Consider the following 14,709-nt stretch of genomic DNA (forward strand, 5'->3'; position numbering starts at 1 on the left):
GATGAATATAGATTAAATTTTTCTAGAATAAGATTACTAACATGCGCTTTTAACCACATCGAAGATTCATGAGTTCTTTAATTTAAAATAGAAATCTGGCGAATAAAGCCCATCTTTACATAACGCAAGTACATTATAGGACAAATGCTATTATTGATTATTTAGTCAAAGTGTACCATTTGTCAACTATAATGATATTATGTAAAATATCCCAGAAGCTTTAGTATTATTGGTTTTAATGTGTCGTACTTGGGCATTAAACTAGAAATGGTTTGCTTCGCAGAGTTAAAAAAGCATTTGTCCTATAATTTGCCGTTATGTCAAATGTCCGCTGTCAACCGCATATTGCGTTGATAAAATCAAATTACTATTGTAATTTATTTTATATGCAATTTCCAGCCGCTTGCCAGCCGCACAATAAAAGCTACGTTTTAGTAATCATTAAAATTTTGAGGTATTTGGATATTTGTACTGCATATTTTTTTCTACGCGATTCTCATGGCATTCCATAAGAGCTAAAATTTTGAAAAGGCAAAATTCTTAGCACTTATTATATTCTTTTGTTCTATTAGAACAGTTCTAATAAACTGCATTAATATTATGTAAAATAGAACTAGTAATTGTATTTTATAAATTGATACTCAATCAATTTCCAAAACAGTATGTAAAATAGAATTTGAATCTTTAGAACTCACCAAGTTTTAGGTGATATCTTTTTTTCTTGTTAAAAAAAGAAACAAAAAAAACAAGACTGCATATAATTTTGGAAACAATTACGGCTCGTTACGCTACATTTTAGGAAACTTCAGAACTTGTTAAGATTGCTTTGAAATCCTATTTAAAATTATAATTCTTAAGAATATGCATTATTAACTCCCTAAAATCTTACGCTCCACTCACCTATTGTTTTAGCCAAAATTTTATGAGGTCGTTAAGCTTCTGGTTGATTTTGAAGTATTTCAATTTCTGATAATGCACTTGCAACATCTTGCGAATAAATTGTATTTTGAGAAGTTCCATTCCCAATGAATTCAAAGTTTAGTAAAATTGAGTACATCTTTCGTCTACCATTCCCTCCGTAGACATAAAACTCATGCTTTACTAATTTAAAATAGGTATTAGAAGAATTTCTAAATATTAGTTTAGTAAGTCCTATTATAGATAAATTATCATAATTTAATTCCTCTAACTCATAGTTTTCTAAAAATCTATCTCTAAAACTTGTTGCACTAGGATCTTCTAAATTGTTAGCAATTGTTTGACGAAGTAATGCTTTGTAATCTGCAGTATCTTCAGTTTCCGTTTCTGGCCAAGTTATAAACAAAGAAAAATTTTGGGTATGATAAGCTTGAAACTTAAAAATTAAATCTATTTTTTCTTGAATTGGGACTTTGTTTAAAGATAAATTTCCATCATAATCGAGATTAATTGCATTTACTGGAAACACTCCTTGATTTCCACTCATAATTCTGTGATGATTAATTCTTAAATATGCACCAATTTCTGTAGTTTCCACAACAGCACCAATCAATTTTGTGCGTAGTTTCATGAATATAGTTGTATTCTTCTCAAAACAAATAACCTTTCCTTTTGTAATATTAAAACCACCTGTTTCTGTTTCTTCCCAATCTATTAATCCGGTTTCCTTAAATAATATTAAATCCTGCATCTCCTCTGCAGGAAATGTAATTATTCCTAACTCCTCATTTTCTGTTAAAACGTCTTGAATAAATTCTACCCATTTATTTCTTATGAAATTTTTATGAGCTGAATTATGCAGATAATCTTGAATAATTTCACTCATCTATCTCTTTCCAAATATTAATTTTTTTGTAAAATAAATCTCTTAATTTTTGTACATCACCTTCGGATTCTGCAAGAGAAGATTCAAATATTAAAAAAACACTTTCTAAGTAATCCCAATCCTTCTTTTTAAATTTTTTTGCAATTGACTGATTAACTTCAACTACTGTATTACTTTTTGTATTTTTTATTATCTTAATAGGAGATTCAACCCTTAAATCACCAGCTGTAACTTTATCTTCCTTGGTTTTTTTCGATACAGTTTTTGTTTTAAACTCTACTTTTTTTGTACTTAGAATTTTTCTGTCTTCTTTTTTCTTTTCTTCTTTCTTAGTATGATCTCTATCAGATTTTGCGTCTTGGTATAACTCTAATGTCTTTTTGAATACAATATCGTTTAAATATTTATGCAAAAAATTTTGTAAAGCCAGATAGTGTGGATGAGTAACTCTGAACGACTTCCGGTCAATATTCATTGCATCTTCTAATCCTTTCTCTATATATATTTCACCAGAAATCCAACTTCTAAATATCATATTTGTATAATATGGGTATTTCATAAAAGAATCATCAAAACCATATTGTTCAGCAATAGGCACTTTTTTGATTTTTATTGAAATACCATTTAGTTCGACAGGAAATATAATACCCTTGTTAATATAAAAATATCCTTTTAAAATAATATCTTCTTCATCCTTTGTCTTAATTTTTTCTTTAAATGAAATACCTTCAAACACATTATCGTTATCTTCAAAGTAAATAGGCTTTTTTAGATACATACCATCTAAATCGACCTTAAAATCTAACAACTTATGTTCATTAATTATATTTGAAATTACTGGATTGCTGTAGCCTAAAATTGGTCCACCTTCTATATATTCAACCGGAATATATGAAGCTAAATCTATAATAAATTTAACATATGCATTGTCTTGGCTGAAAGATTTCAATTTCTTTTTTGTATGAAAAAGCATTAAATCTTTCATACTTTTAAAAAATGTGTTGTCTTTGTTTTTTAGAAAAGAAGAGAGATATTGTTGATCATTCAATATGTCCTTTACCGAATCCTTTAATCCTACTAATCTTATTATTGTGTAGTGTGCTTTCTCATCTTCTTCTTCATTAATTAAGCTGTATTCACCTTTAATTATTCCATTATCCTCATCTTCATCATCCTCATCAACACTTATTTTAATTTCTTCCTCAAAGTATTCTTTAAAATTAATATTAGCTGTAAATCGTCTAGCTTCCCCCATTTTTGAAGAAATAATTTCTAACTCGTGGCAAATTTCATTTACAGCTATAAAGCCTATTCCTATTTTACCAATTAATGGACGATTTAATAATTCAGATGTTTCTGAATCTTTTCTTTTTGTAGAATGGCTAATCCAGGCAAATTTCTTGTCAAAGTCAATAGCATTCATTCCTTTGCCATCATCTATGATTGTAATTGTATCATTTACAGGTTTAACTCTAATGATCACATTCTTTGCATCAGCGTCATAAGAATTATTTACCAATTCTTTAATACAACTAGCTGGGGAACTATAAATACCAGAACTCAAATCATTAATAATTTGAGTATGAACTTTAATATTACCCTTTTGGAGTTTATTGAGTTCTAAATCTATTTCATTGGTACTTTTAGTCATTATTAGAATATCTAGTACTTTTTCAACTTAAAGTGAAAGTCTAATTTAGTCATTTTTTTTAACTAAATAATTCATCATATAAATTGCGTCCGATTAGATAGTATTAAGTCAATAAATCTGCAAAGCATAATAATTAATTTAGAAATTAGAAACATACATAGGATGTCTATCATAATCATATAGAAATTCATGAAGTAGTCTTTCTTCTTTTTGCAAATTATTGGTCAATTTTGATAAATCTTTAACCAATACAATACCCATCCTAAGTATCGCTAATGATAATGTTAGTGAGAAATCGCTTTTTAGTTCAAAATTATTTAATCCTTCATGTATATTGTCATATACGCCAAATTTCCTATCTATTCTATATTCGTGTAAATCATCAAATATCCACGAATTTCCCCAATAATGAATTGAATTTCTTTGCTGAGAAAAATTGCCAACATCTTGTTTTAAAATACTAGCCACAATTTCCTTATTCCAAGGATCAATTTTAAAAGATTTTAAAATTCTTTTAAATATTTCCCATGTTTCTCGATGTTTTACACCATAAGAGTATTCTATAATATCTAAACAAACTTCATTATCAGAAATTGATAGCCCGTTATTATTTACACCAAAAGAATCAATGATATATGATTTCCCTTCATAATCAACAATTGAGATACCCATCAAACTAATTATTGATCTTGCAGCTAATAAAGCTCCTTGATATGAGCTTGATAAAGCCCAAGTTTTAAGACCTTGATGTGCATGTAATTCACCTGCACTAATGATATGAGAGGCTTTATTTAATAAAAACAAACCTTTCTTTACAGTGAGTGATCTTATTTGCTTATTAAGTTTACCTTTTGTAACAATACTAACTGGCTTTCCTTCATTTAATAACTCCGCATTACTAAAACTAAGTTGTTTTATTAATTGTTCAAATCCGTATAACTCTGATATTTTTTCTTCCTCTTTTTGAATAGAAGAATCAATGAAAGGAATATGCTTAATCCATACTTCCCTTAATTTATTCCAATCCCTCTTTTTTATTTTTTTAGCAATTTTTTCAAAAGATGATTTAGATTTCTTAACGCCTACAATTGATTCTGACTTTTTTATATTATTTGTTTCAGTTGCATTGTTTTTATCTATTTTTTCTTTTAATTCTTCTTCTTTCTCAGATAAAATAGATTCATTTTTTTTTATTATGCTATTTATATCTTCTTCTTCGTCTTCTGTACAAGTTTTAATTAAGGATTTATAATCTTTAATTTCTACTTTAAGGCTATTAATTTGATTAACTAATATTACAATTGGTTTTAATATTGAATACTCTTTAAGTGTAACTGCATAAAGTCTAGTATCATTATATAAATTGGGATCTATAAATTTGTTATCAAGAACTTTATACCGATCTAAAAAATGCTGATATTCAAATTCCATAATGGTTTCCTAATTAGATCAATTTTATACTTCCACTTCCATCTGTACTAATATCCATTAACCTAGCGTCTAAGGTAACTTTAAAATCATTACCTGCTTGAATTTCAGCAGCACTGCCTGAACCCAAATTTCTAAAATCATCAAAATCAAAATCTTCAACTACTTTTAAAATTTTATTTATATCCACTATCCTAAAAGCATTATGATTTTTCATAGTATAATCAAATACAGGGCCCAAAACATTGATCATAGCACCAAACCCAATTGTCATGAAAAAAATAGAATCAATTGGATCACTTTCATTTGGATAAATTTGAAAAATAGATTTAAAATAATTATTTAAAATAAGATACTGCTCGTCAAAAGTATAAAGTCTAAACTTTCCTTTTTCTCTATGTACGATAGGATGAATTTTTCTTATAAAATTTGTCAAAGAAACTTCTCCTTTTTTTGGTGAATTTACAATTGCGATTCTTCCATAAAATGGAGAGTCTTCGTCTTTTCTAAATTTTGTCGCTAAATCATATGCTCTTTCGGTAGCAATATCTTTTGCAGACATCTTTGGCGGTAAATAATTCAATAAATCATAAAGCAATGATGTTGGGACACCTTTGCCTTCATTATTAATTGTTACGAACTGTCTTACTTGTTCTTTGATTGGTAGATTCAAAAAAGCAACTACAACCAACTCCACATCTTTTTTAGCTTCATTAGCACCAGCAAGTCTATGTTGTCCATCAATAACCCATCCTGATTTTTCATTTGGAATGATTATTTCAGAACTATCAGCAGATAATTTTACTTTATCATCAAATGAAATTAAAATATTATTAGGTATAACATTACCATTATCAAAATAATCAGCAATAGATTTTGTTCTAGAAGGAGATAGAACTCTTTGATAACCAATCTCTTTATCTGGATCTCTTTTAGCAATTTGAACCACTTTCCATAATTCCTTTGCACTTATTTTAAAACATACTAGTTGAGCTCCATTTTGATTAGCAATTATACATTTGTAATTCTGTTTAGCTTTTGCACTCATGGCTTATTTTATCTTTAGGTGTCTTCTTATTTATTTTATATATTATTCGTAATCTTTTTCATTTAAATCAACCTTTATATTACTAATTATAATGGCTGTTGATGGCGATCCACTAAAGTTGCCTTTTTCTATTTTTTCAGAAAATTTATGTGATCTCTTTTCTGTATAAATGTACACATATTTTTGCTTAACTCTTGATAAAAATGATTCGTAATTATCTGATATATAAAATATTGGCTCAATACCAAAATTTGACAAAGGCTTTTTTCTAATTATTTCATTAATTAATTTTTGTATCGTAATTGAACTTTCCGAAGTTAGGTTTAGTATGTTGTATTCTGCTACAACTAGTGCATTTTTCTTAGTAGTTTTCCGTCTAGTTATAGTAGTACTTATTCTTATTTCTTTTATCCCATTATTCTTAGATAAATTCTTGTAGAGTAACCTAGCGTATTTAAGTACACGCAAATCAATAATCAACTTTTCAAATGCTTCTTGCTCAAATGTGTTTTTTTTAGAAAATAAAAAATCTTTTTTATTTTCCTTAAGTGTTTTCTTTTGATATTTTTTGAACATTTTAATATATTCCTTGTTCAATTCGAACCCAATATATTTTCTATTCATACTTTCTGCTTTGGCAAGAACTGCACCAGATCCTGAGAAGCAATCTAATACAATGTCAGTCTCATTTGTAGTAATTTTTAGTATTTGTTCAATTAAGCCTTCAGGCAATGGGCAAAAATGATCAATATATCCACTTCCCCAGGAACCTTGGACTGGAATTCCAAATTCCCAAATTGAGTCAGGACTTTTTCCTTTTGGATTATATCTTTCAGGATATTTAACCCACCATCGCTTTAAAGATTTAAAATCCCTTACTCTATCTATATAAAAATTGAATGATTCGGATTTTGAAAATACGAGAATATATTCAAAAATACTCCTCATTTGTCCTGTGTTAGACCATGGCAGAGTTCTATCCTTTTTCCAAATAATTACTTCTTGCAGTTTCCAACCTACTTCTTTTATTTTACTAGAAAAATCGAATGGTAGTGGCACTACTTCACCATTCCTTTTATATGAATCTATTACAACCCATAGAGTTCCATCATCTTTTGTTATATCAAAAACGTTTTTAAAAACCTTCTTTAAATCTTCTAAATACTCATCATATTCTTGACCATATCCTATTTGAAGCTCAGAATCATAATCTTTCATGTCAAAATATGGAGGTGATGTGATTGTAACATCTACTACTTTGTCCTTAACTACTTTATTTATTAGTCTAGAGTCTAGGTTGTGTACTTTAAATATATTTTTCATTAAATAAAAATGCCACCAATAATGATGACAATTGCTAAATTTACTTTCTTTACCAAATCACTTCAAATATACAAAAGGAATTTAATAATAAATTGACATATTAAAGAGTCTTTCTTTTATTTAAATAATCACTATAAGAGTAAATGGAATTTAATCCACACATAAGCAAATCAAAACCAGTACTAAAAGAATCTAGAATAATTCTAGGTAGTTTTCCGACTTGGTCACTAAGCTATTCAGAGTTGAATCAAACAAATGAAAGCAAGGAGATTATAAGAACAAAAAACAATGATTTACAATTCTTCTTTGGAAGTTCAATTAATTTATTTTGGGATTGGTATTCTACATATATTGACAATAAAGTCTCATCTAAAGATATTAATTCGATTCAGAAGAGCTTAAAATCAAAAGAGATAGGAATTACAGATTTAATAATTAGCTGTGAGCGAAAAGGTGTTTCCTCTTTGGATAAACATTTAACCAAAAGAACATATAATCATGATTTTTTTCAGCATCCCAAAAAAGGAGAGTGTTTAAAAATTTTGTGTACTTCAAAAGGATTAATGAATGAGATGTTATTAAATAATAAGTTTTTTAAAATTCATCCTGAATTAAAAATTAATCAAAAAAACTCTTTTGAATTACAAAAAAGAATAATTAGAAAGACTAATGGTAATTCAAATAATGTCAAAAACCCGTTTTGCAAATCAATAGAAACCGAGTTTGGTGGTATAATTGAATGTATTTCAATACCTTCTCCTGGAAGTCCATACAGAAAGTTAGTAGATTTTGGTTTTGATTCAGAAAACTCAAATAAATTTTTAGACAATTATTTAAACGTAGTTTTTGATTGGTTTATAAGTTAAAAGTCTAAATCAGATAACTTTATTAATCTTAACTTTAATCTCTTCTAAAGGAACAACAATATCCTCTCTGTTTTTATTACCCTGAGCAACAGTTAATCCTTTGTACTCATATTTTTTTAAGAATGTAATATTTTCATTTATTACAGTTAGAATATTCTTCAACTCAGAATTGTTGAAGTCATTTTCTTCTGAAAGTTTTCCTGTAACATCAACTATTGGATCACTCGAAGAAAAATTTCCTTCTCTACCTCGATATTCTCTTATTGCATTTAGTAGAACTCTAGTTTCAATTTTATCAAATTTCATAACATAGATTTTAAATTAATAACATTGCTATTAACGTAAAGATAATATAATTCCATTCCACACACATTTTCCTCCACTACTCCGCCCTTTCAGAAAAAGAGTGTTCCATTAACAGAGTAGACAAAAATTAGAATAGAAAAAAATAAAGAAAAGTAATATTTAACATGCGCTTTTAACCAAAGCCCATGTTGTACATAACGCAAGTACATTATAGGACACTTTTAATATTTGATTATCCAGTGGATGATTAAATATTAAAACGATTAGAAGTTCTTATAAACATATAACTTATAATTTGTTTTAAAATGAAAACATCCTCAGGATCTTCTCATTTTAAAAGTATGTAAAATATCCCAGAAGCTTTATAATTCCATTAGAATATGCAGTACTTGGGCATTAAACTAGAAAAGACAATCATCCTCAGGATAATTGCAATCGAATAGTCTAAAATATCTACGCTCATTTCACCTATTGTTTTCAACAAAATTTTATGAGGCCGAGCTAAACATTGAGATTCTATTTTACATAATAATTGATACTCAAGACTACTTGGTTATTAGAGATTAAATACTTGATTTGGTTCTTTAAAACTTTTAAATTCCAACATATAACCATTTGGATCTTTAACGAAGAACGATAAATGTTCGCCAGGCATATTTTTTAAAAAAGTTGCTTGGTGTACTAATTCTAATTCTAGTTTGTTTAATGTAGAATACGTAATTCCCCATGTATCAATATCTAATATAATTCCAAAATGAAAAGAAGGAAGAATCTTTCCTTCAAATACATAATTAGGGTTATTAAAATTAAATTTACCTGCTTGTGTAAAGGTAATTTGATGTCCGTATAGATTAATATCTATCCAGTTATTAGAGTGTCTTCCTAAAACAGCTCCTATAGTTTCTATATAAAAGCTTTTGGTTTCTTCAATATCTGTACACGGTAATGAAAGGTGAAATAAGGTTTTCATTTGATTATTTATTTATATAAGTTTTAATTTCATTATTCTAAAAATCAAAAAATCTTCATCATCTAAATCATTTATAATTTCCTTATAGGTAACTTCAAATGTATCACCTACATACTCATTGCTACGAAGATCAAACTCTTCTAAAACTGCGGTACTCACTTCTTCAAAAACAATGAGCTCGTCATAAGACAATCTAAACGTAAAAAATCCATTGTGATGCTTTAAAAACACACCTTCTTCAGTTCTAATTTCTTCTGTATTATAGTAATTCATTATAAAATTATTTTAAATTAAACACTCCTTATAATTCATAATAGATATTAATTATCTTCCAAAAGATCATCGTTTAAAGTATCTAAATCTATATTTTCATCCTCTTCTTTATCTTCATATACTTCATCATTGTCATCAAAATCCTCCATAGCTTGTATTAAGCGCTTACCTACCTTTACAAGATATATTGTATCCTCTGTTTTCACTTCAACAGCTTCAATAAATTCATTTTGTGCATTTCTAAAGGCTATGATATCCTTATCAGCATATCCATCAGGAAATTTCTCTACTAAAAGATTTAAAATATCCTCATTCAACTTTTGATAATCTACAATTTTACGTATCATTTTATTTTTTATTACATGCCTAACAAATAAGCAAAGATTAGCGGAGCAACAATCGTAGCATCACTCTCAATTATAAATTTTGGTGTATTAATATCTAATTTCCCCCAAGTGATTTTTTCGTTAGGAACTGCTCCAGAGTACGACCCATAGCTGGTTGTAGAATCACTTATTTGGCAGAAATAACTCCAAAAAGGTGTATCTGTTCGCTCCATATCTTGATATAGCATTGGTACAACACATATTGGAAAATCACCAGCTATACCTCCACCGATTTGAAAAAATCCTATTCCATTTGTAGAATTATCAGAATACCAATCCGCAAGAAAGGTCATATACTCAATTCCAGATTTCATAGTACTGGCTTTAAGTTCTCCTTTAAGTACATAACTTGCAAAAATATTTCCCATAGTACTATCTTCCCATCCTGGGCAAATTATAGGTAGATTCTTTTCTGCTGCTGCATACATCCATGAATCTTTTAAGTCTATTTCATAGTATTCTTCTAATACACCAGACAATAGCATTTTATACATATACTCATGTGGTAGATAACGTTCTCCTTTATCATTTGCATCTTTCCATATTTTATAAATATGCTGTTGTAATCTTCTAAATGCTTCTTCTTCAGGAATGCAAGTATCTGTAACACGATTAAGCCCTTGTTCTAATAAATCCCATTCTTGTTGCGGAGTTAAATCACGATAATTAGGAATTCGTTTATAATGAGAATGTGCCACCAAGTTCATAATATCCTCTTCTAAATTTGCTCCTGTACAAGAAATGATTTGCACTTTATCTTGTCGTATCATCTCGGCAAAAATTTTCCCTATTTCTGCTGTACTCATTGCACCTGCCAAAGACACTAACATTTTTGAGCCATTATTTATTTGAGTTTCATAAGCTTTTGCAGCATCAACAACTGTAGCAGCATTAAAATGCAGAAAGTACTCTTCTATAAAGTTTGTAATTGCACCTTTAGTAATCATCGTCTTTATTGAATTTTGAAAAATTATTAGTTATGGTATTGTCCTGATAAGCGTTTTCATACTCATCTTCTAAAACATCATCTTGAAACTTATAGCTTAACATTTTGTAATAAAGCTTAGCAGCAAGGAAGTCAGAAGACTTATCAATGCCATTTGGGCATAATTCAACGATATCAAAACCAACAACATTCTTTTCTGTAAAAACTTGCTTTAAAAAATCTAATGTTTCGTACCAAAGTAAACCGCCAGGTTCAGGAGTCCCAGTGCTTGGCATAATTGAAGGATCAAATGCATCTAAATCGAATGTTATAAATACATCATCTGTCATCTGATCTATTGCTGAATCCATCCAAGAATCATCTACCGCCATTTCATGTGCAAAATAGGTTTTGTCTAAATTCATAATAGATTTCTCTTTTATATCCATAGACCGAATACCTACTTGAATTAAATTAGTATTCTGACTCGCTTCATAAACAGCGCAGGCATGATTGCAAGAACTACCAGCATAACTTTTTCGTAAATCTGCATGCGCATCTATGTGCAACACTGTTAAGCTTGGAAACATCTCATTAAATGCTCTAATTGTACCAATAGATATTGAATGTTCACCACCAAAAATGGTAACAAACTTGTTTTTTTTGATATATCTTTTAGTCTCTCTATGCACAACATCTACCATAGCTTCTGGTGTAGCATTCATCGTTATAGATTCTGCCAGATATATACCGTTTTTATAAACTTCAGAGTCAGTTTCAATATCATATAATTCCATATTCTCAGAAGCTTCCAAAAATGCTTTAGGCCCTTTATCTGCACCTTTTTGCCACGTGCTTGTTCCATCATAAGGGACAGGTATTAATACAATCTTAGCATGCTCTAATTTTGCTAATTCTTCGGGTATTCCAGCGTAAGTTTTAATTTCCATTTAATTTATGTGCTAATTGAAATTCAATATTTGAGTTTTGGAATATATTTTCGTTAGGTTTTTTATCATACCCTAAAATTTTAAGCAACTCTTCGCTTTTTTGTTGCTCTTTAAATAATCGTGTTGTGATAATACCGTGTTCATCTTTATCAATTATAATATGTTTTGGAGCAGGAATTAAACAGTGTTGCAGACCTCCATAACCTCCAATAGTTTCTTGATAAGCACCAGTATTAAAAAATCCGATATATAAGGGTTTTTCTTTATGGTATTTTGGTAAATAGATAGCATTCATATGTTGCTCACTATTATAATAATCATCACTGTCACAGGTTAAACCTCCGAGAAGAACACGCTCATAAGAATCATTCCAACGGTTTATTGGCAACATGATAAAACGTTTGTTAATAGCCCAAGTATCTGGAAGTGTTGTGATAAATGAAGAATTTATCATATTCCATTTCTCCCTATCGTTTTGTTGCTTTTGATATAGCACTTCATAAATTGCTCCACCACTTTCCCCAACTGTAAAACTTCCAAATTCTGTGAATATATTAGGAACATCTACACCTTCTTCTTCACAAGTCAATTTAATTTGATTGATGATTTCATCAATAATGTATTCATAATCAAAATCAAATGCTAATGAGTTTTTAATAGGGAATCCACCTCCAATATTTAAACTGTTTAACGATGGACAAATCTTTTTTAAACTTGTATAAACTTTAAGGCATTTTAAAAGCTCATTCCAATAGTAAGCATTATCTCTAATGCCTGTGTTAATAAAGAAATGAAGCATTTTAAGCTGTACTTTCGGATTATCTTTAATCTGCTTTTTATAAAAAGGCACTATATTTTTATAACCTATTCCTAATCTAGAGGTGTAAAACTCAAATTTGGGTTCTTCTTCTGCAGCAATACGAATGCCTATATTATAGTTTCCTTGGATCTCATTTGAGAGTAAATCAATCTCTTCGTAATTATCAATAATTGGAATACAATTTTGATGACCACTATTTATTAGTCTTGCAATATTAGTTACATATTGTGCTCGCTTAAAACCATTACTAATAATAAAGGTATTGTTGTTTATTTTGCCTTCTTCTTTTAAATTCTCAACGATATCTATATCAAAAGCAGAGGACGTTTCAATATGAATATCATTTTTTAAAGCTTCGTTCAAAACATGCTTAAAATGAGAGCTTTTTGTGCAATAACAATAATTATAGTTCCCATTATAATTATGCTTCTTGATGGCGTTCTCAAACCACGCTTTCGATTTATTTATATTATCAGAAATCTTAGGTAAGAATGTAAATTTTAAAGGTGTTCCATAAGTCTCAACCAATTTGTTTAGGTCAATATCATGAAAGCGTAAGTGATCTTTTTCAAGAATAAATTCTTCTTGAGGAAAATCAAAAGTTTGATTGATTAAATCAATGTATTTTGTATTCATTATAATGTGATAAAAAGTTATTAAAACATGAAAGCAGACATGCCTTCCTAAATAGAATTAATAACTTAAAATCAAATCATAATTTGATATTGCATTTTGGGGACAAAACACAATTTATAAAGTGTAGATATATTTTTTACTACGGAAGTTAGCTTTAAATTTCGGTTACTTACACCATAAGCTTCTTTTGAATATGACTTCCTAATTTTCAAAAGACCGAACTTATAAACATGTTTCAATTTGTTCAGCTAAAAGCTCCTATGATAAAAGCTTTTGTAAAACTAAATTAAGTACAATTATTTAATATTTCGCTTTTTTTTATTTTTTTATAACATTTCCATTCCACACACATTTTTATCCACTCCTCTACCATTTCGAAAAAGAGTGTTCCATTAACAGAGTAAAGAAACTTATAGATTAAATTTTTCTACAATAAGATTACTAACATGCGCTTTTAACCACATCGAGGTACGAAGATTCATGAACTCAATAATTTAAAATAGAAATCTTGTGAATAAAGCCCATGTTGTACATAACGCAAGTACATTATAGGACACTTTTAATATTTGATTATCCAGTGGATGATTAAATATTAAAACAATAAGAAGTTCTTTATATGATGTAACCTATAATTTGTTTTAAAATGAAAACATCCTCTGGATCTTCTCATTTTAAAAGTATGTAAAATATCCCAGAAGCTTTAATACTATTGGTTTAGTGTGCAGAACTTGGGCATTAAACTAGAAATCGATCTGCTATGCGGCTTTAATGTAATGTTCCTATTAGACTAAATATAATTTAGCGTTTTTTATGTTTAGTAGCCATTACAGCTATTGCTGGTAAAAGGTCAATAAGTCCTTCAAGAATTTCTGGCAGAATTTCTTCTATAGCATCGCCAACTCCTTCTGCTGCATCCATCGCTTCCTGAAATGCCATCCGAAGTTCGCCTTCAACTTGCTCTACATCATCTTCAACTCCTTGTTCTATTCGATTTATTAGACGCCTAACTTGTCCTTGCAATCTCTGTAAAATTGGATCAATTTCATTTGCTACTTCTTCTTCAAGATTACCAACATTATTTTCTATTTGATCAATGATGTGTTGTACTCTTCCTCCTATATTATTTAATACGGGATCAATGTCTTGCTCTACTTGAGCAGGTAAATTTCCTATGTTTTCAAAAAAATTAATGAGATCTTGAAAAGGACCTTCTGGATTTGCCATATCGCTTAATTTTAGTTTTACATCTGTTTACAAAGAACTAAAGGCAATTTGAAATAATAAAATTAATAAATTATAATCAATTGATTACCATAAAAATAG

At 28.9% G+C, this 14,709-nt stretch carries 14 protein-coding genes; 1 reads left to right on the forward strand and 13 read right to left on the reverse strand.

Annotated features, from left to right (window positions below):
- Nucleotides 1–931: 931 nt before the first annotated feature.
- The 5 genes from Q0822_RS09815 to Q0822_RS09835 form a co-directional block, all read right to left on the reverse strand.
- Complete coding sequence (locus Q0822_RS09815; RefSeq protein WP_299122999.1) at nucleotides 932–1,804, reverse strand: hypothetical protein; 873 nt, start codon at nucleotides 1,802–1,804, stop codon at nucleotides 932–934.
- Nucleotides 1,797–3,455: an ATP-binding protein gene (locus Q0822_RS09820; RefSeq protein WP_299123001.1), complete on the reverse strand. Its 1,659-nt coding sequence runs from the start codon at nucleotides 3,453–3,455 to the stop codon at nucleotides 1,797–1,799. The genes Q0822_RS09815 and Q0822_RS09820 overlap by 8 nt, the downstream gene beginning before the upstream one ends.
- A 138-nt stretch (nucleotides 3,456–3,593) precedes the next feature.
- Nucleotides 3,594–4,886 (reverse strand): hypothetical protein, encoded by a 1,293-nt coding sequence (locus tag Q0822_RS09825; RefSeq protein WP_299123003.1) that lies wholly within the window; start codon nucleotides 4,884–4,886, stop codon nucleotides 3,594–3,596.
- Nucleotides 4,887–4,899: 13 nt separating this feature from the next.
- Nucleotides 4,900–5,931, reverse strand: a complete 1,032-nt coding sequence (locus tag Q0822_RS09830; RefSeq protein ID WP_299123005.1) for a DGQHR domain-containing protein — start codon at nucleotides 5,929–5,931, stop codon at nucleotides 4,900–4,902.
- A gap of 42 nt (nucleotides 5,932–5,973) precedes the next feature.
- Nucleotides 5,974–7,254 carry a site-specific DNA-methyltransferase gene (locus tag Q0822_RS09835; RefSeq protein ID WP_299123007.1) on the reverse strand — a complete coding sequence of 427 codons (1,281 nt, stop codon included), beginning with the start codon at nucleotides 7,252–7,254 and terminating at the stop codon, nucleotides 5,974–5,976.
- A 143-nt stretch (nucleotides 7,255–7,397) separates the two neighbouring features.
- Between Q0822_RS09835 and Q0822_RS09840 the strand changes: the two genes are divergently transcribed.
- Nucleotides 7,398–8,120 carry a hypothetical protein gene (locus Q0822_RS09840; RefSeq protein WP_299123009.1) on the forward strand — a complete coding sequence of 241 codons (723 nt, stop codon included), beginning with the start codon at nucleotides 7,398–7,400 and terminating at the stop codon, nucleotides 8,118–8,120.
- Between the two features lie 9 nt (nucleotides 8,121–8,129).
- Here Q0822_RS09840 and Q0822_RS09845 read toward each other — a convergent pair whose 3' ends face one another.
- The 8 genes from Q0822_RS09845 to Q0822_RS09880 form a co-directional block, all read right to left on the reverse strand.
- Nucleotides 8,130–8,426, reverse strand: a complete 297-nt coding sequence (locus Q0822_RS09845) for a hypothetical protein (protein WP_299123011.1) — start codon at nucleotides 8,424–8,426, stop codon at nucleotides 8,130–8,132.
- Between the two features lie 556 nt (nucleotides 8,427–8,982).
- Nucleotides 8,983–9,396, reverse strand: a complete 414-nt coding sequence (locus Q0822_RS09850) for a VOC family protein (RefSeq protein ID WP_299123012.1) — start codon at nucleotides 9,394–9,396, stop codon at nucleotides 8,983–8,985.
- 12 nt (nucleotides 9,397–9,408) lie between these two features.
- Entirely contained in the window at nucleotides 9,409–9,669 is a 261-nt protein-coding gene (locus Q0822_RS09855) for a hypothetical protein (protein ID WP_299123014.1), read from the reverse strand.
- A gap of 47 nt (nucleotides 9,670–9,716) precedes the next feature.
- Nucleotides 9,717–10,016 (reverse strand): hypothetical protein, encoded by a 300-nt coding sequence (locus tag Q0822_RS09860; protein ID WP_299123016.1) that lies wholly within the window; start codon nucleotides 10,014–10,016, stop codon nucleotides 9,717–9,719.
- An 11-nt stretch (nucleotides 10,017–10,027) separates the two neighbouring features.
- On the reverse strand, nucleotides 10,028–11,002 hold the full coding sequence (locus Q0822_RS09865) for a deoxyhypusine synthase family protein (RefSeq protein ID WP_299123018.1): 975 nt from the start codon (nucleotides 11,000–11,002) through the stop codon (nucleotides 10,028–10,030).
- Complete coding sequence (gene speB, locus Q0822_RS09870; protein ID WP_299123020.1) at nucleotides 10,992–11,930, reverse strand: agmatinase; 939 nt, start codon at nucleotides 11,928–11,930, stop codon at nucleotides 10,992–10,994. The genes Q0822_RS09865 and speB overlap by 11 nt, the downstream gene beginning before the upstream one ends.
- Nucleotides 11,920–13,386: an arginine decarboxylase gene (locus Q0822_RS09875; protein WP_299123022.1), complete on the reverse strand. Its 1,467-nt coding sequence runs from the start codon at nucleotides 13,384–13,386 to the stop codon at nucleotides 11,920–11,922. Before Q0822_RS09875 ends, speB begins: the two co-directional genes overlap by 11 nt.
- Before the next feature lie 798 nt (nucleotides 13,387–14,184).
- Entirely contained in the window at nucleotides 14,185–14,610 is a 426-nt protein-coding gene (locus tag Q0822_RS09880; RefSeq protein ID WP_299123024.1) for a hypothetical protein, read from the reverse strand.
- Nucleotides 14,611–14,709: the final 99 nt, after the last annotated feature.

This window comes from uncultured Winogradskyella sp. (genome assembly GCF_947496485.1).
Classification (GTDB): Bacteria; Bacteroidota; Bacteroidia; order Flavobacteriales; family Flavobacteriaceae; genus Winogradskyella.

Coding starts and splice junctions, on each gene's coding strand:
- Q0822_RS09860 (WP_299123016.1), bottom strand. CDS start 10,016: ATGATACGTAAAATTGTAGATTATCAAAAGTTGAATGAGGATATTTTA.
- Q0822_RS09815 (WP_299122999.1), bottom strand. CDS start 1,804: ATGAGTGAAATTATTCAAGATTATCTGCATAATTCAGCTCATAAAAAT.
- Q0822_RS09825 (WP_299123003.1), bottom strand. CDS start 4,886: ATGGAATTTGAATATCAGCATTTTTTAGATCGGTATAAAGTTCTTGAT.
- Q0822_RS09830 (WP_299123005.1), bottom strand. CDS start 5,931: ATGAGTGCAAAAGCTAAACAGAATTACAAATGTATAATTGCTAATCAA.
- Q0822_RS09835 (WP_299123007.1), bottom strand. CDS start 7,254: ATGAAAAATATATTTAAAGTACACAACCTAGACTCTAGACTAATAAAT.
- Q0822_RS09855 (WP_299123014.1), bottom strand. CDS start 9,669: ATGAATTACTATAATACAGAAGAAATTAGAACTGAAGAAGGTGTGTTT.
- Q0822_RS09850 (WP_299123012.1), bottom strand. CDS start 9,396: ATGAAAACCTTATTTCACCTTTCATTACCGTGTACAGATATTGAAGAA.
- Q0822_RS09865 (WP_299123018.1), bottom strand. CDS start 11,002: ATGATTACTAAAGGTGCAATTACAAACTTTATAGAAGAGTACTTTCTG.
- Q0822_RS09820 (WP_299123001.1), bottom strand. CDS start 3,455: ATGACTAAAAGTACCAATGAAATAGATTTAGAACTCAATAAACTCCAA.
- Q0822_RS09845 (WP_299123011.1), bottom strand. CDS start 8,426: ATGAAATTTGATAAAATTGAAACTAGAGTTCTACTAAATGCAATAAGA.
- Q0822_RS09840 (WP_299123009.1), top strand. CDS start 7,398: ATGGAATTTAATCCACACATAAGCAAATCAAAACCAGTACTAAAAGAA.
- speB (WP_299123020.1), bottom strand. CDS start 11,930: ATGGAAATTAAAACTTACGCTGGAATACCCGAAGAATTAGCAAAATTA.
- Q0822_RS09880 (WP_299123024.1), bottom strand. CDS start 14,610: ATGGCAAATCCAGAAGGTCCTTTTCAAGATCTCATTAATTTTTTTGAA.
- Q0822_RS09875 (WP_299123022.1), bottom strand. CDS start 13,386: ATGAATACAAAATACATTGATTTAATCAATCAAACTTTTGATTTTCCT.